We start from the raw sequence: 14491 nt of genomic DNA on the forward strand, positions 1-14491 counted from the left end.
CGCACGGCCGGGGACTTTTTCGAAGACCTTCACAATGACTTTTCAAGCAGCACCGCTGTCCGCGCGCGCCATTCGTCCGCTCGCCCTCGCCATTTCCCTGTGCTTCATCGGCCCCGCGGCCTTCGCGCAAGACATCCCGTCGGTGCAGATCACCGGCGCGCGCTTTGCCAGCGCACCCGAACTGGCGCCGATCGGCGCCACCGTCATCACCGCCGACGAGATCCGCCGCGCCGGCGTGGCCGACGTCAACCAGGCGATCCGCAAGATCGGCGGCGTGGTGGGCCGCCAGAGCCTCGATTCGAGCCCCGACTTCTCGCTCGACCTGCGCGGCTTCGGCGCCAACAGCGGCCAGAACATGGTGATCATGCTCGACGGCGTGCGCATGAGCGAAAACGAGCTGGCCAACCCGGTGCTGTCGACCATTCCGATCGAAACCGTCGAGCGCATCGAGATCGTCCGCGGCGGCAGCGCCGTGCTGTATGGCGAAGGCGCCACCGCCGGCGTGATCCAGATCGTCACCAGGCGGCCCGGCAAGAACGGCGGGCGCGGTTCGGTCAGCGCCGAAATTGGCCAGTTCAAATCGCACGACGTGCGTGCATCGGCCTCGCGCAGCTTTGGCGCCGTGTCGATCGACGCGGCGATCGACAACCAGGCCACCGACAACTACCGCGCCAACGCCGACTTCCGCCAGACCGCCTTCAGCGGCGGCGCGCAGTGGCTGGTGGGCGCCGGCCGCGTCGGCCTGCGCATCGACAGCGCGCGCCAGGATTCGCGCTTCCCGGGATCGCTGACGCTGGCCCAGTTCCAGGCCGACCCGCGCCAGACGACGACGCCGAACGACCACGGTTCGCTCGACTCGGACCGCATCAGCGCCTTCATCGACCAGCGCATCGGCGGCGTGGATCTCGCGGCCGAACTGTCGCATCGCGAGAAGACCGTCAAGTCCCATTACGAATCGAGCTTCGGCATCACCGACCTGTCGTACGACAGCGAGCAGACCCAGTTCTCGCCGCGCCTGCGCCACCTCGCGCAGTTCGGCGCCATGCTCAATGAAGCGATCGCCGGCGTCGACCTGATTCGCTGGAAGCGCGTGACGCACAGCGATTTCTCGGCCGCCGACGCGCGCCAGGACTCGAAGGCGATCTATCTGCGCGACGAGGTGCGCTGGGACGCCGCGCACAACGGCCGCTTCTCGGCCGGCGCGCGCCATGAAGTGTTCGACAAGGACTACGCTGATCCCCTCGGTTTCCCGCCAGTGAACGAGTCCACCGCGCAAACCCAGAACGCGTGGGACGCGCAGGGCAGCTACGACGTGCTGCCGCACGTGACGCTGCATGCCAAAGCGGGGCAGAGCTACCGCATGGCCAACGCCGACGAAAACAGCTACCGCTCATCGATCACGGTATTGAAGGCACAGACCTCGCATGATCTCGAAGTGGGCGTCACGATCGGCGGCGCCGGGCGCCAGGTCAGCGCGCGCGCGTTCCGCCACAAGCTGACGAACGAGATCTTCTTCGATCCGACGCTGGGATTCGGCGGCATCAACACCAACCTCGATCCGACGCGGCGCGAAGGCTTGGAGGTGGACGCCGAAACGCGCCTTGGCGGTGATTGGCGCGTCAGCGGCCACCTGCAGCACGTGAAGGCCACGTTCAGCGAAGGTCTGAACGCGGGGCGCGAGATGGTGCTGGTGCCGAAGGACCTGTTGACAGCGCGCCTGACCTGGGCGCCGGCCGCGGGCCACAGCGCCGACGTTGGCGTGCAGTGGACCGGCAGCCAGCGTTACGGCAGTGACTTCACCAACGCCTGCGCGGCGCGCATTCCGTCGCACGCGACGCTCGACGCGCGCTACGCACGAAAGATCGGCGCGTGGGAGCTGGCGCTGTCGGGGCAGAACCTGGCCGACAAGCGGTTCTTCAGCAACGCCTTCGGCTGCCAGTCCGGGATCTATCCCGAGAACGGCCGCCAGCTGAAACTCGCCGCCCGCTATGACTTCTAGCCGAAGCCCGCTGCCGTTGGGGTCAGGTCCTGCGCGACCTGACCCCATCTTGGGCGCCGCCGTCGGAATAGCCGCAGCGTTGCTCTGCGCGCCATTGCTGGCCAGCGCCGCCATCACGGTTGTGGACGACGCCGGCCGCGCCGTCACGCTGGCTGCGCCGGCCCAGCGCATCGTCTCCATGGCCCCGCACGTGACCGAACTGCTGTTCGCCGCCGGCGGGGGCGAGCGCATCGTCGGCGCGATCAACTTCAGCGACTACCCGGAAGCGGCGAAGAAGATCCCGCTGGTCGGCAGCAACGCCCAGATCGACATGGAACGCGTGATCGCGCTGAAGCCGGACCTGCTGGTGGTCTGGCAGAGTGGTAACACCGGACGCCAGCTCGAACAGCTTGGGAAGCTCGGCATTCCCGTGTTCTACAGCGAGCCGCACAAGCTCGACCAGGTGGCCGACAGCTTGACGCGCTTTGGCCGCCTGCTCGGCACCGAAAAGGCTGCAGCAAGCTCGGCGGCGCAATACCGCGCCAGCATCGCCAGCCTGGGCGCGCGCTACGCCAGGCGGCCGCCGGTGCGGGTGTTCTACCAGATCTGGGACAAGCCCCTGTACACCCTGAGCGGCAAGCACATCATCGACGACGCGATCCGCCTGTGCGGCGGCAGAAACATCTTCGCCGACCTGAACGTGGTGGCGCCGTCGGTCAGCACCGAGGCGGTGCTGCAGGCCAATCCGGAAGCGATTGTCGGGGGCGACCAGCACGAACCGGACGACGCCGGCATCGCCATCTGGAAGCCCTACCGCAGCCTGCTCGCGGTCGAGCGCGGCAACCTGTTCCGGCTCGAAGGCGAGCTGCTGACCCGGCCCGGGCCGCGCATGGCGCAGGGCGTGGCCCAGCTGTGCGAAAAAATCGAGCTGGCGCGTCAACGTCGCAAGTAGCATCGCGTTAAAGACGTAAGCATTTGCAATATTCCAGCCGGGCTCCGCAGGGATGGTCGAAAAAGTGGTAATCTCGCGGTCGTTCGCTTAACCTTTATAAGGACACACATGCGTTACCTGCGATTCGCTGTAGCCGCCCTCGGGCTGGTCGCCTCCACCGCGTTTGCCTCGCCGGCCGATCCGAAGCTGGGCACCGACTACGTTCAGCTGGCCAGCCCGCAGCCGGTGCAAGCCGTCGGCAAGAAGGTCGAAGTCATCGAATTCTTCATGTATCACTGCCCGCATTGCAACGTGCTGGAACCATTCCTGGCCGAATGGGTCAAAAAGCGTAGCAACGACATCGTGTTCAAGCGCGTGCACATGCCGTTCACCGGCGCCAACGACCCGGAAGCGCATCTGTACCTGACGCTCGAAGCGATGGGCAAGCTCGACGAAATGCACGCCAAGGTATTCAAGGCGATCCACGTCGACCGGATGCGTCCTACCGAGCCGGCGCTGATCGATTTCGTTGTGAAGAACGGCGTCGACAAGGCCAAGTTCATGGACACGTGGAATTCGTTCGGCGTGATGACCAAGCTCAAGCGCCTGCAGTCGATCCTGAATGCGTACAAGGTCGATTCGGTGCCGACGCTGGTCATCGACGGTAAGCTGATGACCTCGCCGTCGGTGGTTGGCGCCAGCAATCCGAGCATGGATGAAGCGTCGCTGTCGCGCGCCACCATCCAGGCGCTGGACAACATCGTGACGAAAGTGGCGAAATCGAAATGAACGAAGTCGAAGGCAAGGTCCTCAATATGTACGACAAGTCCCGGCCTGTCGAGGAGGACTTGTTCGAGACTAGCCACGTGAACCAGGTCGCATGGACGCTGGCGGTGCTGTTCGGCGGGCTGGTGATCTGGCTGATGATCGCGCTGGTCAACGCCGAGAACCAGCGCTATGCCCTGGTGACCAAGAAGTGCGCCGATCCGCTGTTCAAGGGCGAGATCGACCAGCAGTGCCTGGTGATGGTGCAGTCGCGCGACCACTGGTGGGAACACTTGGGCTACGCGATGACGCACGTGCGCCAGACGGCGCTGAAGAAGTAAAAAAACTCCGCCGCGGCGGAGTTTTTTTCTGCTGCGTGTTTCGCAACGTCGGGGTCTGGTCCCGCGGACCTGACCCCATTTTGGCGTGCGTCCCGTCCCAAGATGGTGTCAGGTCCGCAGGACCAGACCCCCGGCCGGCAGCGCGATGACGAAGCGCGCGCCGCCCAGCGCCGATTGGTCGGCGAGGATCGTCCCGCCGTGCAGCTCCACCGCCTTGCGCGCTATCGACAGGCCCAGGCCGAAGCCGCCGGTGGCACGGTCGCGGCTGCGGTCGAGGCGGTAGAACGGCTCGAAGATGCGGTCTCGCTCCATGTCCGGGATGCCGGGCCCATCGTCGTCCACCACGATCTCGACGCCGGAGCCATCGCGGCGCGCGCGTAAAATTATGCGAGATTTCGCATATTTTTCCGCATTGCGCAGCAGGTTGCTGACGGCGCGCATCAGCAGCCGCTGGTCGCCCTCGATCATTCCCAGCGCCGCATCGATATCGGTGTGGAGCTTGCGGTTCGCCGCTGCGGGGGCTGACCCCGCGGGCTCAGATCCTGGTGTGGAGTTGGCGCAGTCACGCAGCGCCAGAGCCAGGTCGAAAGGCGCCCTGGCCACGGTCTCGCGGGCGCCCATCTTCGCCATGCCCAGCAGCTCGCCCACCAATGCATTCAGTTCCGCCAGGTCCGCCTCCATCGCCGCGATGCGCGGCTCCAGCGACCCGTCCGGCGCCTTCGCCCGCAACAGCTCCAGGGCAAACTCGAGCCGCGCGATCGGCGTGCGCAATTCATGCGAGACCGAGTGCAGCAGGTTCGCCTGCGACTCCACCAGCCCCTCGATGCGCCCGGCCATGTGGTTGATGCGCTCGGCGAGCGGGTAGATGCTGGCGCTGGGCTTGACCTTCGCGCGCGCCGACAGCTTGCCGGCGCCAAACTCGTCGGCGACGGCCGACAGCGACTGCAGCCCGCGCCAGTGCGCGCGCGACCACAGCGCGATCGGAATCAGGAGCGCCAGCGCGACGATCGCGTAGCGCAGCGCCTCCATCTCCAGCGCCAAGCCGACGTCGATCGGCAGGTTCTGCGCGTGGATCACTTCGTCGGCACTGCCGATGTAGCGGTCGCCGGCCAGGTCCACGCGCCGGAAGAACGCCTTGTGGGCCGCGTCGAGCACCACGTCGCCGCGCTCGAGCGCCGCTTGCCCGTGGGCCGGCACGGCGTTGCGCGCCCGCGCCAGCGGCACCAGCTCGAGGTTCGCGCGCGAGACCTCGCGCACCTTGTTCAGCCGCACCAGCCACTCGTCGGCGGGCGCCTTGTCGACATATTGTTCGAGCAGGAAAATCTCCGCCGCCGCCTGGCGGCGCGCGATGTCGTCGAGCGGATCGCCGAACAGGCGGCTGATGGCAAAATAAATGACGAAGGCCGCCACGGTGATCGACAGCGTCACCAGCACAAAGAAACGGAAGAAAAGGCGATTCACGCCGCGGCCATTCTCGAAACCATCGATCTCTCCTCGGCCAGCATTGTAATCCGGAAACTCGCCATTACAAATTGATGACAATTGGCCGACAAATCGCGGCTGAATCGATGGCGGCAATCCGCTATGCTGGGTGCATTAGCGTTTTCCGTTTGCCCGCCCGGTACGCCAATGCCGGCGGGCTCTTTTTATTCGCAACGCGTCGGGCCGCCGGTGGCGCCGGACGCGTGTTTGGGAGGACATTTCATGGCCTCATCCGAAAAATTGATCGGCGCGGCGTCCATGGCCGCGTCGATGTTGCTGACCGCCGACTTCATCGCGATGGCGCAGGCGGCCGACTGCGCCGACCTGAGCAACCGCCTGTACATAATCGACAAGACCATGGTGTTCTGGGACCGCGCCGGCCACTGTCCCGACAACAGCTACGGCCGCATCCTGTTTGGCGCCACGCCGCAGCAAGTGCTGTGTTCGCTCAGCGATTCGATCGCCGGTCCCAGGACAAGCTGCAACGACGAGTCGTCGCGCCCGCTGTTTGCGACCATCACCTCCAACCTAGACAAGAGCGACCTGGGGCTGGGCGGCGCGCACCAGGTCGAGCCGATCGCGGTTCCGCCGCATTAGCGAAAAATGGGGTCAGGTCCGCAGGACCAGACCCCGATGCTGACCGCGGCGCGTGGATGGCTGGAGTCCGCAGCAGGTCGAGCCGATCGCGGTTCCGCCGCATTAGCGAAAAACGGGGTCAGGTCCGCAGGACCAGACCCCGATGCTGACCGCGGCGCGTGAATAACTGGGGTCTGGTCCCGCGGACCTGACCCCATCGTTGAAAAACTGCGGCGCCAGCAATGGCCGCGAAACTGAGGAATTTGAAGGGGAGGCGACTGTCACCGTAGAATACCGGCACGCGAACTCAAGCACACACCACATGAAACGATATCTTTGCCTCGCGCTGGCGGCCGCATCGGGTGCGGCCGCGGCGCAAACGCCGGCGTTGAACCGGATGCCCGACGGCAGCCGCGACCTGTACCTGGGCCTGGGTGCAGCGTCGGCGCCGCGCTATGAGGGCGCAAGCGCGCGCAAGGTGTCGGCCTGGCCGGTGGTGCAGTTCGAGTGGAGCAACGGCGTGTTCGTTTCGGGCGCGAGCGCCGGTATGCACCTGTCCAGCGAACCGTCGCTCGAGTACGGGCCCTTGCTGGCCCTGCAGCCGCGCCGCAACGACAACGGCAGTGCCGGCGGCATCGGCGGCGTCGACAGCGCCCGACCTCCCGCGCTGATTTCGCCGCCCATGATCGCCCAGCGCGCCACCCGCGGCGGCGACGGCCTTGCCGGCATGGATCCGATCGCAACGCGCGTCCAAGCCGGCGCCTTTCTCAACCTGGCGCTCACCCCACGCCTTCGTCTGACCAATAACCTGCTCGCCGGTTCCGGCAACGCGCGCAAGGGTGCGACCTGGAGCGCCGGGCTGCAGCACGTCGCCGCCGGATTGCCGGCGCATCATACGGTGGCGCTGAGCGCGGGGCTGACGCTGGCCAACCACGCCCACGGCCAGGCGTTCTTCGGCGTGTCCGAGGCCGAATCGGCACGCAGCGGCTATCCGGCGTACCGCGCCGGCGCCGGCATCGAGGACTTCCACCTCGGCGCGCGCTGGAACTGGGCGCTGGCGCCGGCCTGGCTCGTCACCTCGAACCTGCAGGCGACGCGCCTGGCGGGCAGCGCCAAAGACAGCCCGCTGGTTCAGCGGCCAACCAACTTGACGGTCTCGACCGCACTTGCCTACAGGTTCTGATCCGATGTCCCTGACCCGCCCACTCGTCCTGATTGCTGCCTTGCTGCTGGCCGCCGGCCAGGCGGCCGCGCAGGCGCAGGGCGCCGAGTGGGTCAGCTACCGCGACGCCTACCGGGCCATGGTGGTATTCGAAAAGTACGGCAAGCCCAAGCACCTGATCCAGAGCCAGCTGCAGGTCGTGCCGCGCACGCGGGGCGTCCTGCGCGAGGGGCTGCGGCTGGCGCTGGAAGGCAAGTCGACGCAGCTGAACCTGGCGCTCGACGCGACCGGGCGTACCGTGTTTCCGCTGCTGAAAGCCGCCTACGACGACAACGCCGCGCTGGTGCTCGATCACAATATCGGCCAGTTCACCGTGCGGCCGCGCGTGACGCTGGCGGTGCGCGCGGACGGCATCTACGAGGCGGCCGAGTTGCGCGACGCGTGCGAGCAGGCGCTGAACTTCGCCCGCTACGTCGAGGCGTCGGCGCGCGGCCTCGCGTGCGTGGGTGTGCGTTTCGGGTTCGGCCGCAAGGGCGCGGCGCCGGCGGTCCGGATACGCAACGGCGAGTCGGCGACGCCGCTGGCGGCGGTGGAGGGGCCGGTGTTTGCCGATGACCCCGATGACGGCTTCCACACGGTGCTGGTGCGCTTTGCGGACTTGCCGGCGCATTCCCAGGTGGTGACCCGGCAGGCGCCGCAAGCGGTCGTGCCGGTGTTCGAGTAGTCAGCCCCAGGCGGTCGGCGAAAACAGATAGCCTTCGCCCCAAACCGTCTTGATTTTTTCCGAGCTGGCGTCGTCGAAGCGGCGGCGCAGTTTGGAGATGCCGTTGTCGATGCTGCGGTCGAGGCCGTCGAATTCGATGTTGCGCATCTTTTTCAGCAGCGCGTCGCGCGACAGCACCTGGCCGGCGGCACTGGCCAGCACCTGCAGCAGCTTGTACTCCGTATTGCTCAGTACGCAGGGCACGCCGCGCCAGGTGACGCTGCGTTCGCTCGGCGTGATGGTGAGCGCGCCGAACACCAGCGGCTGGCCGTCGCCGGCCGGCTGCGGACTGGCGCGCCGCATCAGCGCGCGCAGGCGGGCCAGCAGCACGCGCGGCTGGACCGGCTTGTTGAGGAAATCGTCGGCGCCCTGTTCCAGCCCCGACACCTCGTCGTAGGAATCTTCGCGCGCGGTCAGGATCAGGATCGGCGCGCTGGTGATGGCGCGCAACTGGCGGCACACCACCATGCCGTCCAGGCCGGGCAGCATCAGGTCGAGCACGATGATGTCGGGCGCGATGTCGGCGAAGCGGGCCAGCGCCTGGTCGCCGCGCGCGACGGTCTCCACGGCGAACTCGTAGCCGCTCAAATATTCGGTGACAAGCTCGGCGAGCCTGACGTCGTCTTCCACCAGCATGACTCGAAACATGGGCAATCTCCTCGCCCGCTATTGTAGAGGAAACATCGCCGATAAACCGGGGGCAGACCTCCATTTCGCGTTTGCCTGCGCCCGGATTGACAACGGGGACTGGTCCTGCGGACTTGTCCCCATTTTTTGAGATGACGATCGCAGAAAGATGGGGTCAGGTCCGCGGGACCAGACCCCAACGATTCGCGCATCGCGCCTAGTGCGACAGCCGCGTGTCCGCCGACACCATCTGCCGCAGGCCGTCGCGCGGCAGGGCGGGGCTGAAGTAGAAGCCCTGCATCTGGTCGCAGCCGTGATCGCGCAGGAAGGAGATTTGTTCGCGCGTTTCCACGCCCTCCGCGATCACCTTCATCTGCAGGTTGTGGCCGAGGGCGATGATGGCGCGCGTGATGACCGCGTTGCCGTTCAGGCCGACGTCGCTGAGGAATGAGCGGTCGATCTTGATGAAGTCGAGGGGAAATTTCTGCAGGTGGCTCAGGCTCGAATAGCCGGTGCCGAAATCGTCGATCGACAGCCGCACGCCCAGCGCCTTGAGCAGCGTGAGCGTCTCGACAGCTTCCTGCGGCTGGTCCATCAGCTGGCTTTCCGTCACCTCCAGTTCGAGCGATGCGGGATCGACTTGGTACTGCTCGAGCATCTTGCCCAGCCGGTCGACGAATTGGCGTTGGCGCAGCTGGCGCGCCGACAGGTTGACCGAAATGACGAAATCCTTCACGCCTTCGGCCTGCATCTGCTTGAGCGTTTCGCACACCTTGGTCAGGACCAGCTCGCCGAGCGGGACGATCAGGCCGGTTTCCTCGGCGACCGGGATGAAGCGGCCGGGCAGGATCACCCCCTTGTCGGGATGGCTCCAGCGCACCAGCGCTTCGGCGCCGACGATCTTGCCGGTGCGCAGGTCCACCTTGGGCTGGTAGCCGACCACCATTTCGTCGTCGTGGATGGCGCGCGAGAGGCTCGCCTCGAGCAGCAACTGCTCGTGCACCGCCTGGTTCAGGTCAGGGGAGTAGAACTGGCAGTTGTTCTTGCCCATGGTCTTGGCGTGGTACATGGCGGCGTCGGCCGCGCGCATGACCCGTTCGGCGCTGTCGCCGTCGCGCGGGAACAGGCTGACGCCGATGCTCACGCCCGGCACGATGTCGTTGCCGTCCACCACCACCGGCGCGCTGACATGGTGGCGGATGCGTTCGACCAGCTCGGCCACGCGCGCCGCGCTCGGCTCGTTGTTGATCACCAGCACGAACTCATCGCCGCCGACGCGCGCCACGGTGTCGTCCTCGCGCACGCCCGCGCGCAGGCGCCCGGCGATTTCGCGCAGCACCTGGTCGCCGGCCTCGTGGCCGAAGGTGTCGTTGATGTACTTGAAGTTGTCGAGATCGAGGAAGGCCACCGCGCCCAGCGCGTGCTCGCGCACTGCGTCTTCGATGGCGAAGCGCAGCCGGTCCTGCAGCAAGGTCCGGTTGGCAAGTCCCGTCAGGGGATCGTGATGGGCCATGTGCTGCAGCCGCCGCTCGTAGTGCTTGGCCTCGGTGATGTCGTTGATGACGCCGACAAAGTGCGTCACCTCGCCGTGGTTGTTGACCACCGGGTCGATGCGCAGGTCGTTCCAGAAGATGTCGCCGTTTTTCCTGGCGTTGCGCACGATCGCATGCACGCTCTCGTGGCGCTTGAGCGCCTCGTGGATGCGCTCGTGCTCGTGCACGTCGCAGCCTTCCACCCGCATGAAGCGCGGGTCGCGGCCCTTGACTTCCTGCAGCGTGTAGCCGGTGGTCTGCTCGAACGCGGGATTGACGTACTCGATCGGGTACTCATGGTCCTTGCAGCAGGTAATCACGATTGCGTTGACGCTGGAAAAGATGGCGCGCTCGCGCAGCAGCAGTCCCAGTTCGGCCTCCTTGCGCGCGGAAATATCGAGGCCGGTGCCGAACACGCAGGGAATCCCGCCCAGGCTGGTGAGCGCACAGTGGAACAGGAAAGCGGTGCGCTTGCCATGTTTGCCGATCAGTTCCGCCTCGTGGATCGACGTGCCATGATCGAACACGTCGAGGATGTCCTTGACGATCTTCTGCCGTTCCTTTGGGTCGAAGAACAGCTGTACATCGACCGTCGGCAGTTCCTCGCTCGACATTTCCAGCGCGGCCTCGAGCTGGTGGTTCCACAGCATCAGGTGGCCGCTCTGGTCGATCACGTAGAACACGCAGGGCAGGCCTTCGATGATGTCGGCAACCGGGAGATCCTGGATCAGCGCGTAGCGTGGCGGCACGATGCCGGCGCGCGGCGCGACGATGACGCTGTAGGAGTCGGGATTGTCAGGGGACAGCGACTGCGGCGCGATGGTCACGCGAACCGGGATGCGCCGGCCGTCCATGCTGGTCAGGTGTCCGGTGGCCTCCGATTCCCCGGAGAGCGGCAGCGACGGCCCGTGGCCGCCAGCCTCGTCGAAGGCGATGACCCGGTCGAGCCGGCTTCCGCGGATGTCGGACGCGGCGTAGCCGGCCATCTTTTCGCAGGCCTTGTTCCAGCTCTGGATCGTGCCGGCCGCATCGACAACGAAGACGGCGATCGGCAGCGGGGAGACGTCCAACTCGACCTCCTTGCACGCATGGAGTGAGAAAAGCGGCGCTGACGAGGCATGATAGCGCACCGCCGTAAACGTGGCGCAAGATTGGTGCCGGGTCGATCTAGTTGACGCTGAAAAACAAACGGCCCGCACGTGGCGGGCCGCTCATCATGTCCGGAGGACGGGAATCAGGCTGCGTTCTTGGCGCAAGCGTCCCAGTTGACCAGGTTCCAGAAGCCTTCGACGTACTTGGCGCGCGCGTTGCGGTAGTCGATGTAGTAGGCGTGCTCCCACACGTCGCAGGTCAGCAGCGGCTTGTCGCCGGTCGTCAGCGGGCAGCCGGCGTTAGAGGTGTTGACGATGTCCACCGAACCGTCGGCCTTTTGCACCAGCCAGGTCCAGCCCGAACCGAAGTTGCCCAGCGCCGACTTGGTGAACTCTTCCTTGAACTTGTCGAACGAGCCCCACTTGGCGTTGATCGCGTCAGCGACCTTGCCCGTTGGCGCGCCGCCGCCGGCCGGCTTCATGCCGTTCCAGTAGAAGGTGTGGTTCCATACCTGCGCCGCATTGTTGAAGATGCCGCCGGACGATTTCTTGACGATCTCTTCCAGGGACATGTTCTCGAACTCGGTGCCCTTGATCAGGTTGTTCAGGTTGGTCACATAGGTCGCGTGGTGCTTGCCGTAGTGGTACTCGAGCGTTTCTTTGGAAATGGTCGGCGCCAGGGCGTCCATCGCGTACGGCAGGGGTGGCAGAGTATGTTCCATGTCTTGTCCTTTTGTTGATTGGAAACGCGTTGATAATACTGAAACGACGCTTATTGTAAAACGGATGCCGCTTCGTTGCTGATTTGTTCTCGCCGGCTATTCGAGCAGTCCCTGCACGCTGGCCACGCCCACTTCGGCGCTGCCTTCGGCCAGGCGTACGGTGAGCTTGTCGTTGACCCTGATCGCATACGGCGAGCGCAACACCTTGCCGGCGCCGTCGCGCACGATGGCGTAGCCGCGCTCGAGCGTGCGCTGCGGATTGAGCAGCTCGAGCTGCGCCGCCAGCGCGCCCAGCGCATGGCGCCGCGCCCCGAGCTGGCTGGCGAAGCTGGCGCCCAGGTGGCGCTGCTGGGAGGCGATTTCGGCGCGCCAGCCGCGCACGTCGGGACGGTGGCGCGACCAGCGCGCGCGCAGCTGTTCCAGCGTAAAGCTGTGGCGGTTGACCGGCGCGCGCACCGCATGCGTCATCGCGGTGGACAGCGCCAGCAGCTGCAGGCGCTGGTGGCCGATCCGCGCCGACGGGCTCTGCAGCCGGCGCGCCCAGTTGTCCAGGTTCAGGTTCGCTTCCGACAGGGTGCGCCGCATCGCGCGCTTGAGGTCGATGCAGTCGGCCGACAGCGAGGCCATCCAGTCGGCGCGCGGCGTGGCCGCCAGTTCGGCCGCCGCGGTGGGCGTCGCCGCTCGCACGTCGGCGGCGAAGTCGGCGATGGTGAAGTCGGTCTCGTGGCCCACGCCGGCGATCACCGGCATGCTGCAGGCGGCGATCGCGCGCGCGACGATTTCTTCGTTGAAGCTCCACAGGTCTTCGATCGAGCCGCCGCCGCGGCACACCAGCAGCACGTCCACCTCGGCGCGGCGCGAGGCGCTGTGGATCGCGTCGGCAATCCGCTCGGCCGCGCCCTGGCCCTGCACCGGGCTCGGGTAGAGCACGATGCGCACGTGGGGGGCGCGCCGTCGCAGCGCGCTGAGTATGTCGCGCAGCGCCGCCGCCTGCGGGCTGGTGACGATGCCCACACTGCGTGTAAACAGCGGAAGAGGGCGCTTGCGCTCCTCGTCGAACAAGCCTTGCGCGCCCAGCTTTTCCTTGAGCCGCAGGAAAGCCTCGAACAGGGCGCCCACGCCGGCGCGCCGGATCGCTTCCACGTTGATCTGGTAGTCGCCGCGCGCGCCGTACAGCGTGACGAGCGCGCGCACCTCGACCTTGTCGCCCTCGCGCGGAATGAAGCCGGCGTACTGGGCGCGGCCGCGGAACATCACCGCGCGCACCTGCGCCGCATCGTCCTTCAGCGTGAAATACCAGTGGCCGGAACTGGCGCGCGTGAAGTTCGAGATCTCGCCGCCGATCCAGGTCAGGGGGAAACTGCGCTCGAGCAGGCGCGCGACCTGCTGGTTCAGCGCGGTGACCGTCAGGACGGGTGGGGCGGCAACTGGGGCGTCAGGGTCGAAGAGGCTGTGCATGGGGCTGGAATCTGTCCACAAAAATTTCTGGCGGTCATGCTTATGTCACAAATTGTTCAAGACTTCAAGCATTTCTTGTCAAGTGCCTGATTTTAAAAGGGAAAACGGCATGCCTCATTTTCTCGCAGGAATGAAAAAGCCTTACGGATCAAGGACTTTGGCCACACCCCGCGCACTTGCTCACAAAGTTGTCCACATTTTCTGTGGCAAAGCGCGGCGCGCCGCTGTGGAAAACCAGCGTTTTTTGCTGCCTCTTTTTTAAGCGTCAAAAAATTTCTCAATGGAATCAACCACTTCGCATGGGGTTGAGCCCATTGCTCACAATCTTATCCACAAAAGGTGTGCAGAAAGCCGTCGGGGATTGAAATCGCTGAGCCGAACAGCATGACACAAACCGAAATTTCGTGGTTTTCTCCACAAAACGGCCGGGTGCCTTGTTTTTGCGCAAGGGAAAAATATGCATATGAATCAAGGTGATGAGAGGCGGTGGAGGTCCTTGCGCACAATCTTATCCACAAAAATTGTGCAGAACATCGCCGCAGGGGCAGGAAGCATGGCAAACTCTTCTGATTGTCGGATTTTCCCCCAAAATTCCCCGCTGCCTCGTTTTTGCGCAGTGCAAAATTTTCCTTACGAATCAACGAACTTTCCTACAGTTAAGGTTCTTGCGCACATTCTTATCCACAAAAAATGTGCAGAACGACTGGACGGCCATTCCTTCGTCCAAACTGAACGAAAACTCTCGTCCGTGGATAACTTCCGGGCGTTTGGCGGCTAGGATCCCGCCTCGGCCGCAAAAAATTGGCCGAAACGCCTTTTCGACGTTCATTTCATGCTCTGCCGTTTTTTCTCGCAGTAGGAATTTTCCTATATAAATCAAGGAGCTTTCCTAGTGTCAAAGTTCTTGCGCACAATCTTATCCACAAAAAATGTGCAGAAAGGTGGACAAGTGCGCCGACCGAACGATCTCACCTCAATCGCCCCGAATCGCCTGATGTTCCGACCCGTTCCGGGCGTCCAACGGAGCAAAACATCCCGTCTTAGGGGCATTTTGACGATGATT

At 65.0% G+C, this 14491-nt stretch carries 12 protein-coding genes; 7 read left to right on the forward strand and 5 right to left on the reverse strand.

Annotation, left to right across the window (positions count from 1 at the left end; all coding sequences use genetic code 11):
- Nucleotides 1-34 precede the first annotated feature (34 nt).
- The 4 genes from Q4S45_RS03465 to Q4S45_RS03480 all read left to right on the forward strand — a co-directional run bounded on the left by Q4S45_RS03465 (nucleotide 35) and on the right by Q4S45_RS03480 (nucleotide 4015).
- Complete coding sequence (locus tag Q4S45_RS03465) at nucleotides 35-1999, forward strand: TonB-dependent receptor (RefSeq protein WP_305509179.1); 1965 nt, start codon at nucleotides 35-37, stop codon at nucleotides 1997-1999.
- Between the two features lie 49 nt (nucleotides 2000-2048).
- Nucleotides 2049-2930: a cobalamin-binding protein gene (locus Q4S45_RS03470; RefSeq protein ID WP_305509181.1), complete on the forward strand. Its 882-nt coding sequence runs from the start codon at nucleotides 2049-2051 to the stop codon at nucleotides 2928-2930.
- Between the two features lie 108 nt (nucleotides 2931-3038).
- A complete protein-coding gene (locus Q4S45_RS03475) occupies nucleotides 3039-3698 on the forward strand; it encodes a thiol:disulfide interchange protein DsbA/DsbL (protein ID WP_305509182.1) in 660 nt (219 codons plus the stop codon).
- Nucleotides 3695-4015 carry a hypothetical protein gene (locus Q4S45_RS03480; RefSeq protein WP_305509183.1) on the forward strand — a complete coding sequence of 107 codons (321 nt, stop codon included), beginning with the start codon at nucleotides 3695-3697 and terminating at the stop codon, nucleotides 4013-4015. The genes Q4S45_RS03475 and Q4S45_RS03480 overlap by 4 nt, the downstream gene beginning before the upstream one ends.
- 108 nt (nucleotides 4016-4123) lie before the next feature.
- Here Q4S45_RS03480 and Q4S45_RS03485 read toward each other — a convergent pair whose 3' ends face one another.
- Nucleotides 4124-5476, reverse strand: coding sequence for an ATP-binding protein (locus Q4S45_RS03485; protein WP_305509185.1), 1353 nt, complete (start codon nucleotides 5474-5476; stop codon nucleotides 4124-4126).
- A gap of 243 nt (nucleotides 5477-5719) precedes the next feature.
- On the opposite strand from Q4S45_RS03485, the gene Q4S45_RS03490 reads away from it, so the two are divergent.
- From Q4S45_RS03490 to Q4S45_RS03500, 3 genes are all read left to right on the forward strand, one after another.
- Nucleotides 5720-6094, forward strand: coding sequence for a hypothetical protein (locus Q4S45_RS03490; RefSeq protein WP_305509187.1), 375 nt, complete (start codon nucleotides 5720-5722; stop codon nucleotides 6092-6094).
- A gap of 301 nt (nucleotides 6095-6395) precedes the next feature.
- Nucleotides 6396-7256, forward strand: a complete 861-nt coding sequence (locus Q4S45_RS03495) for a MipA/OmpV family protein (RefSeq protein ID WP_305509189.1) — start codon at nucleotides 6396-6398, stop codon at nucleotides 7254-7256.
- The gene (locus Q4S45_RS03500; protein ID WP_305509190.1) at nucleotides 7240-7959 is read left to right on the forward strand and encodes a hypothetical protein; all 720 of its coding nucleotides are present in this window, start codon (nucleotides 7240-7242) and stop codon (nucleotides 7957-7959) included. Before Q4S45_RS03495 ends, Q4S45_RS03500 begins: the two co-directional genes overlap by 17 nt.
- Here Q4S45_RS03500 and Q4S45_RS03505 read toward each other — a convergent pair whose 3' ends face one another.
- The 4 genes from Q4S45_RS03505 to xseA form a co-directional block, all read right to left on the reverse strand.
- Nucleotides 7960-8646 (reverse strand): response regulator, encoded by a 687-nt coding sequence (locus Q4S45_RS03505; protein ID WP_305509191.1) that lies wholly within the window; start codon nucleotides 8644-8646, stop codon nucleotides 7960-7962. It abuts the gene before it with no gap.
- 196 nt (nucleotides 8647-8842) lie between these two features.
- The gene (locus Q4S45_RS03510) at nucleotides 8843-11227 is read right to left on the reverse strand and encodes an EAL domain-containing protein (protein WP_305509192.1); all 2385 of its coding nucleotides are present in this window, start codon (nucleotides 11225-11227) and stop codon (nucleotides 8843-8845) included.
- Nucleotides 11228-11391: 164 nt separating this feature from the next.
- Nucleotides 11392-11970, reverse strand: coding sequence for a superoxide dismutase [Fe] (gene sodB, locus Q4S45_RS03515; RefSeq protein ID WP_305509194.1), 579 nt, complete (start codon nucleotides 11968-11970; stop codon nucleotides 11392-11394).
- A gap of 96 nt (nucleotides 11971-12066) precedes the next feature.
- Nucleotides 12067-13428: an exodeoxyribonuclease VII large subunit gene (gene xseA, locus Q4S45_RS03520; RefSeq protein ID WP_305509196.1), complete on the reverse strand. Its 1362-nt coding sequence runs from the start codon at nucleotides 13426-13428 to the stop codon at nucleotides 12067-12069.
- Nucleotides 13429-14491 lie beyond the last annotated feature (1063 nt).

Source organism: Massilia sp. R2A-15, from assembly GCF_030704305.1.
Taxonomy (GTDB): Bacteria; Pseudomonadota; Gammaproteobacteria; order Burkholderiales; family Burkholderiaceae_D; genus JAFCUW01.

What these genes read in the sequence shown, in the direction of transcription:
- Q4S45_RS03465 (WP_305509179.1), top strand. Translation starts at nt 35, where the DNA reads ATGACTTTTCAAGCAGCACCGCTGTCCGCGCGCGCCATTCGTCCGCTC.
- Q4S45_RS03475 (WP_305509182.1), top strand. Translation starts at nt 3,039, where the DNA reads ATGCGTTACCTGCGATTCGCTGTAGCCGCCCTCGGGCTGGTCGCCTCC.
- Q4S45_RS03480 (WP_305509183.1), top strand. Translation starts at nt 3,695, where the DNA reads ATGAACGAAGTCGAAGGCAAGGTCCTCAATATGTACGACAAGTCCCGG.
- Q4S45_RS03490 (WP_305509187.1), top strand. Translation starts at nt 5,720, where the DNA reads ATGGCCTCATCCGAAAAATTGATCGGCGCGGCGTCCATGGCCGCGTCG.
- Q4S45_RS03495 (WP_305509189.1), top strand. Translation starts at nt 6,396, where the DNA reads ATGAAACGATATCTTTGCCTCGCGCTGGCGGCCGCATCGGGTGCGGCC.
- Q4S45_RS03505 (WP_305509191.1), bottom strand. Translation starts at nt 8,646, where the DNA reads ATGTTTCGAGTCATGCTGGTGGAAGACGACGTCAGGCTCGCCGAGCTT.
- sodB (WP_305509194.1), bottom strand. Translation starts at nt 11,970, where the DNA reads ATGGAACATACTCTGCCACCCCTGCCGTACGCGATGGACGCCCTGGCG.
- xseA (WP_305509196.1), bottom strand. Translation starts at nt 13,428, where the DNA reads ATGCACAGCCTCTTCGACCCTGACGCCCCAGTTGCCGCCCCACCCGTC.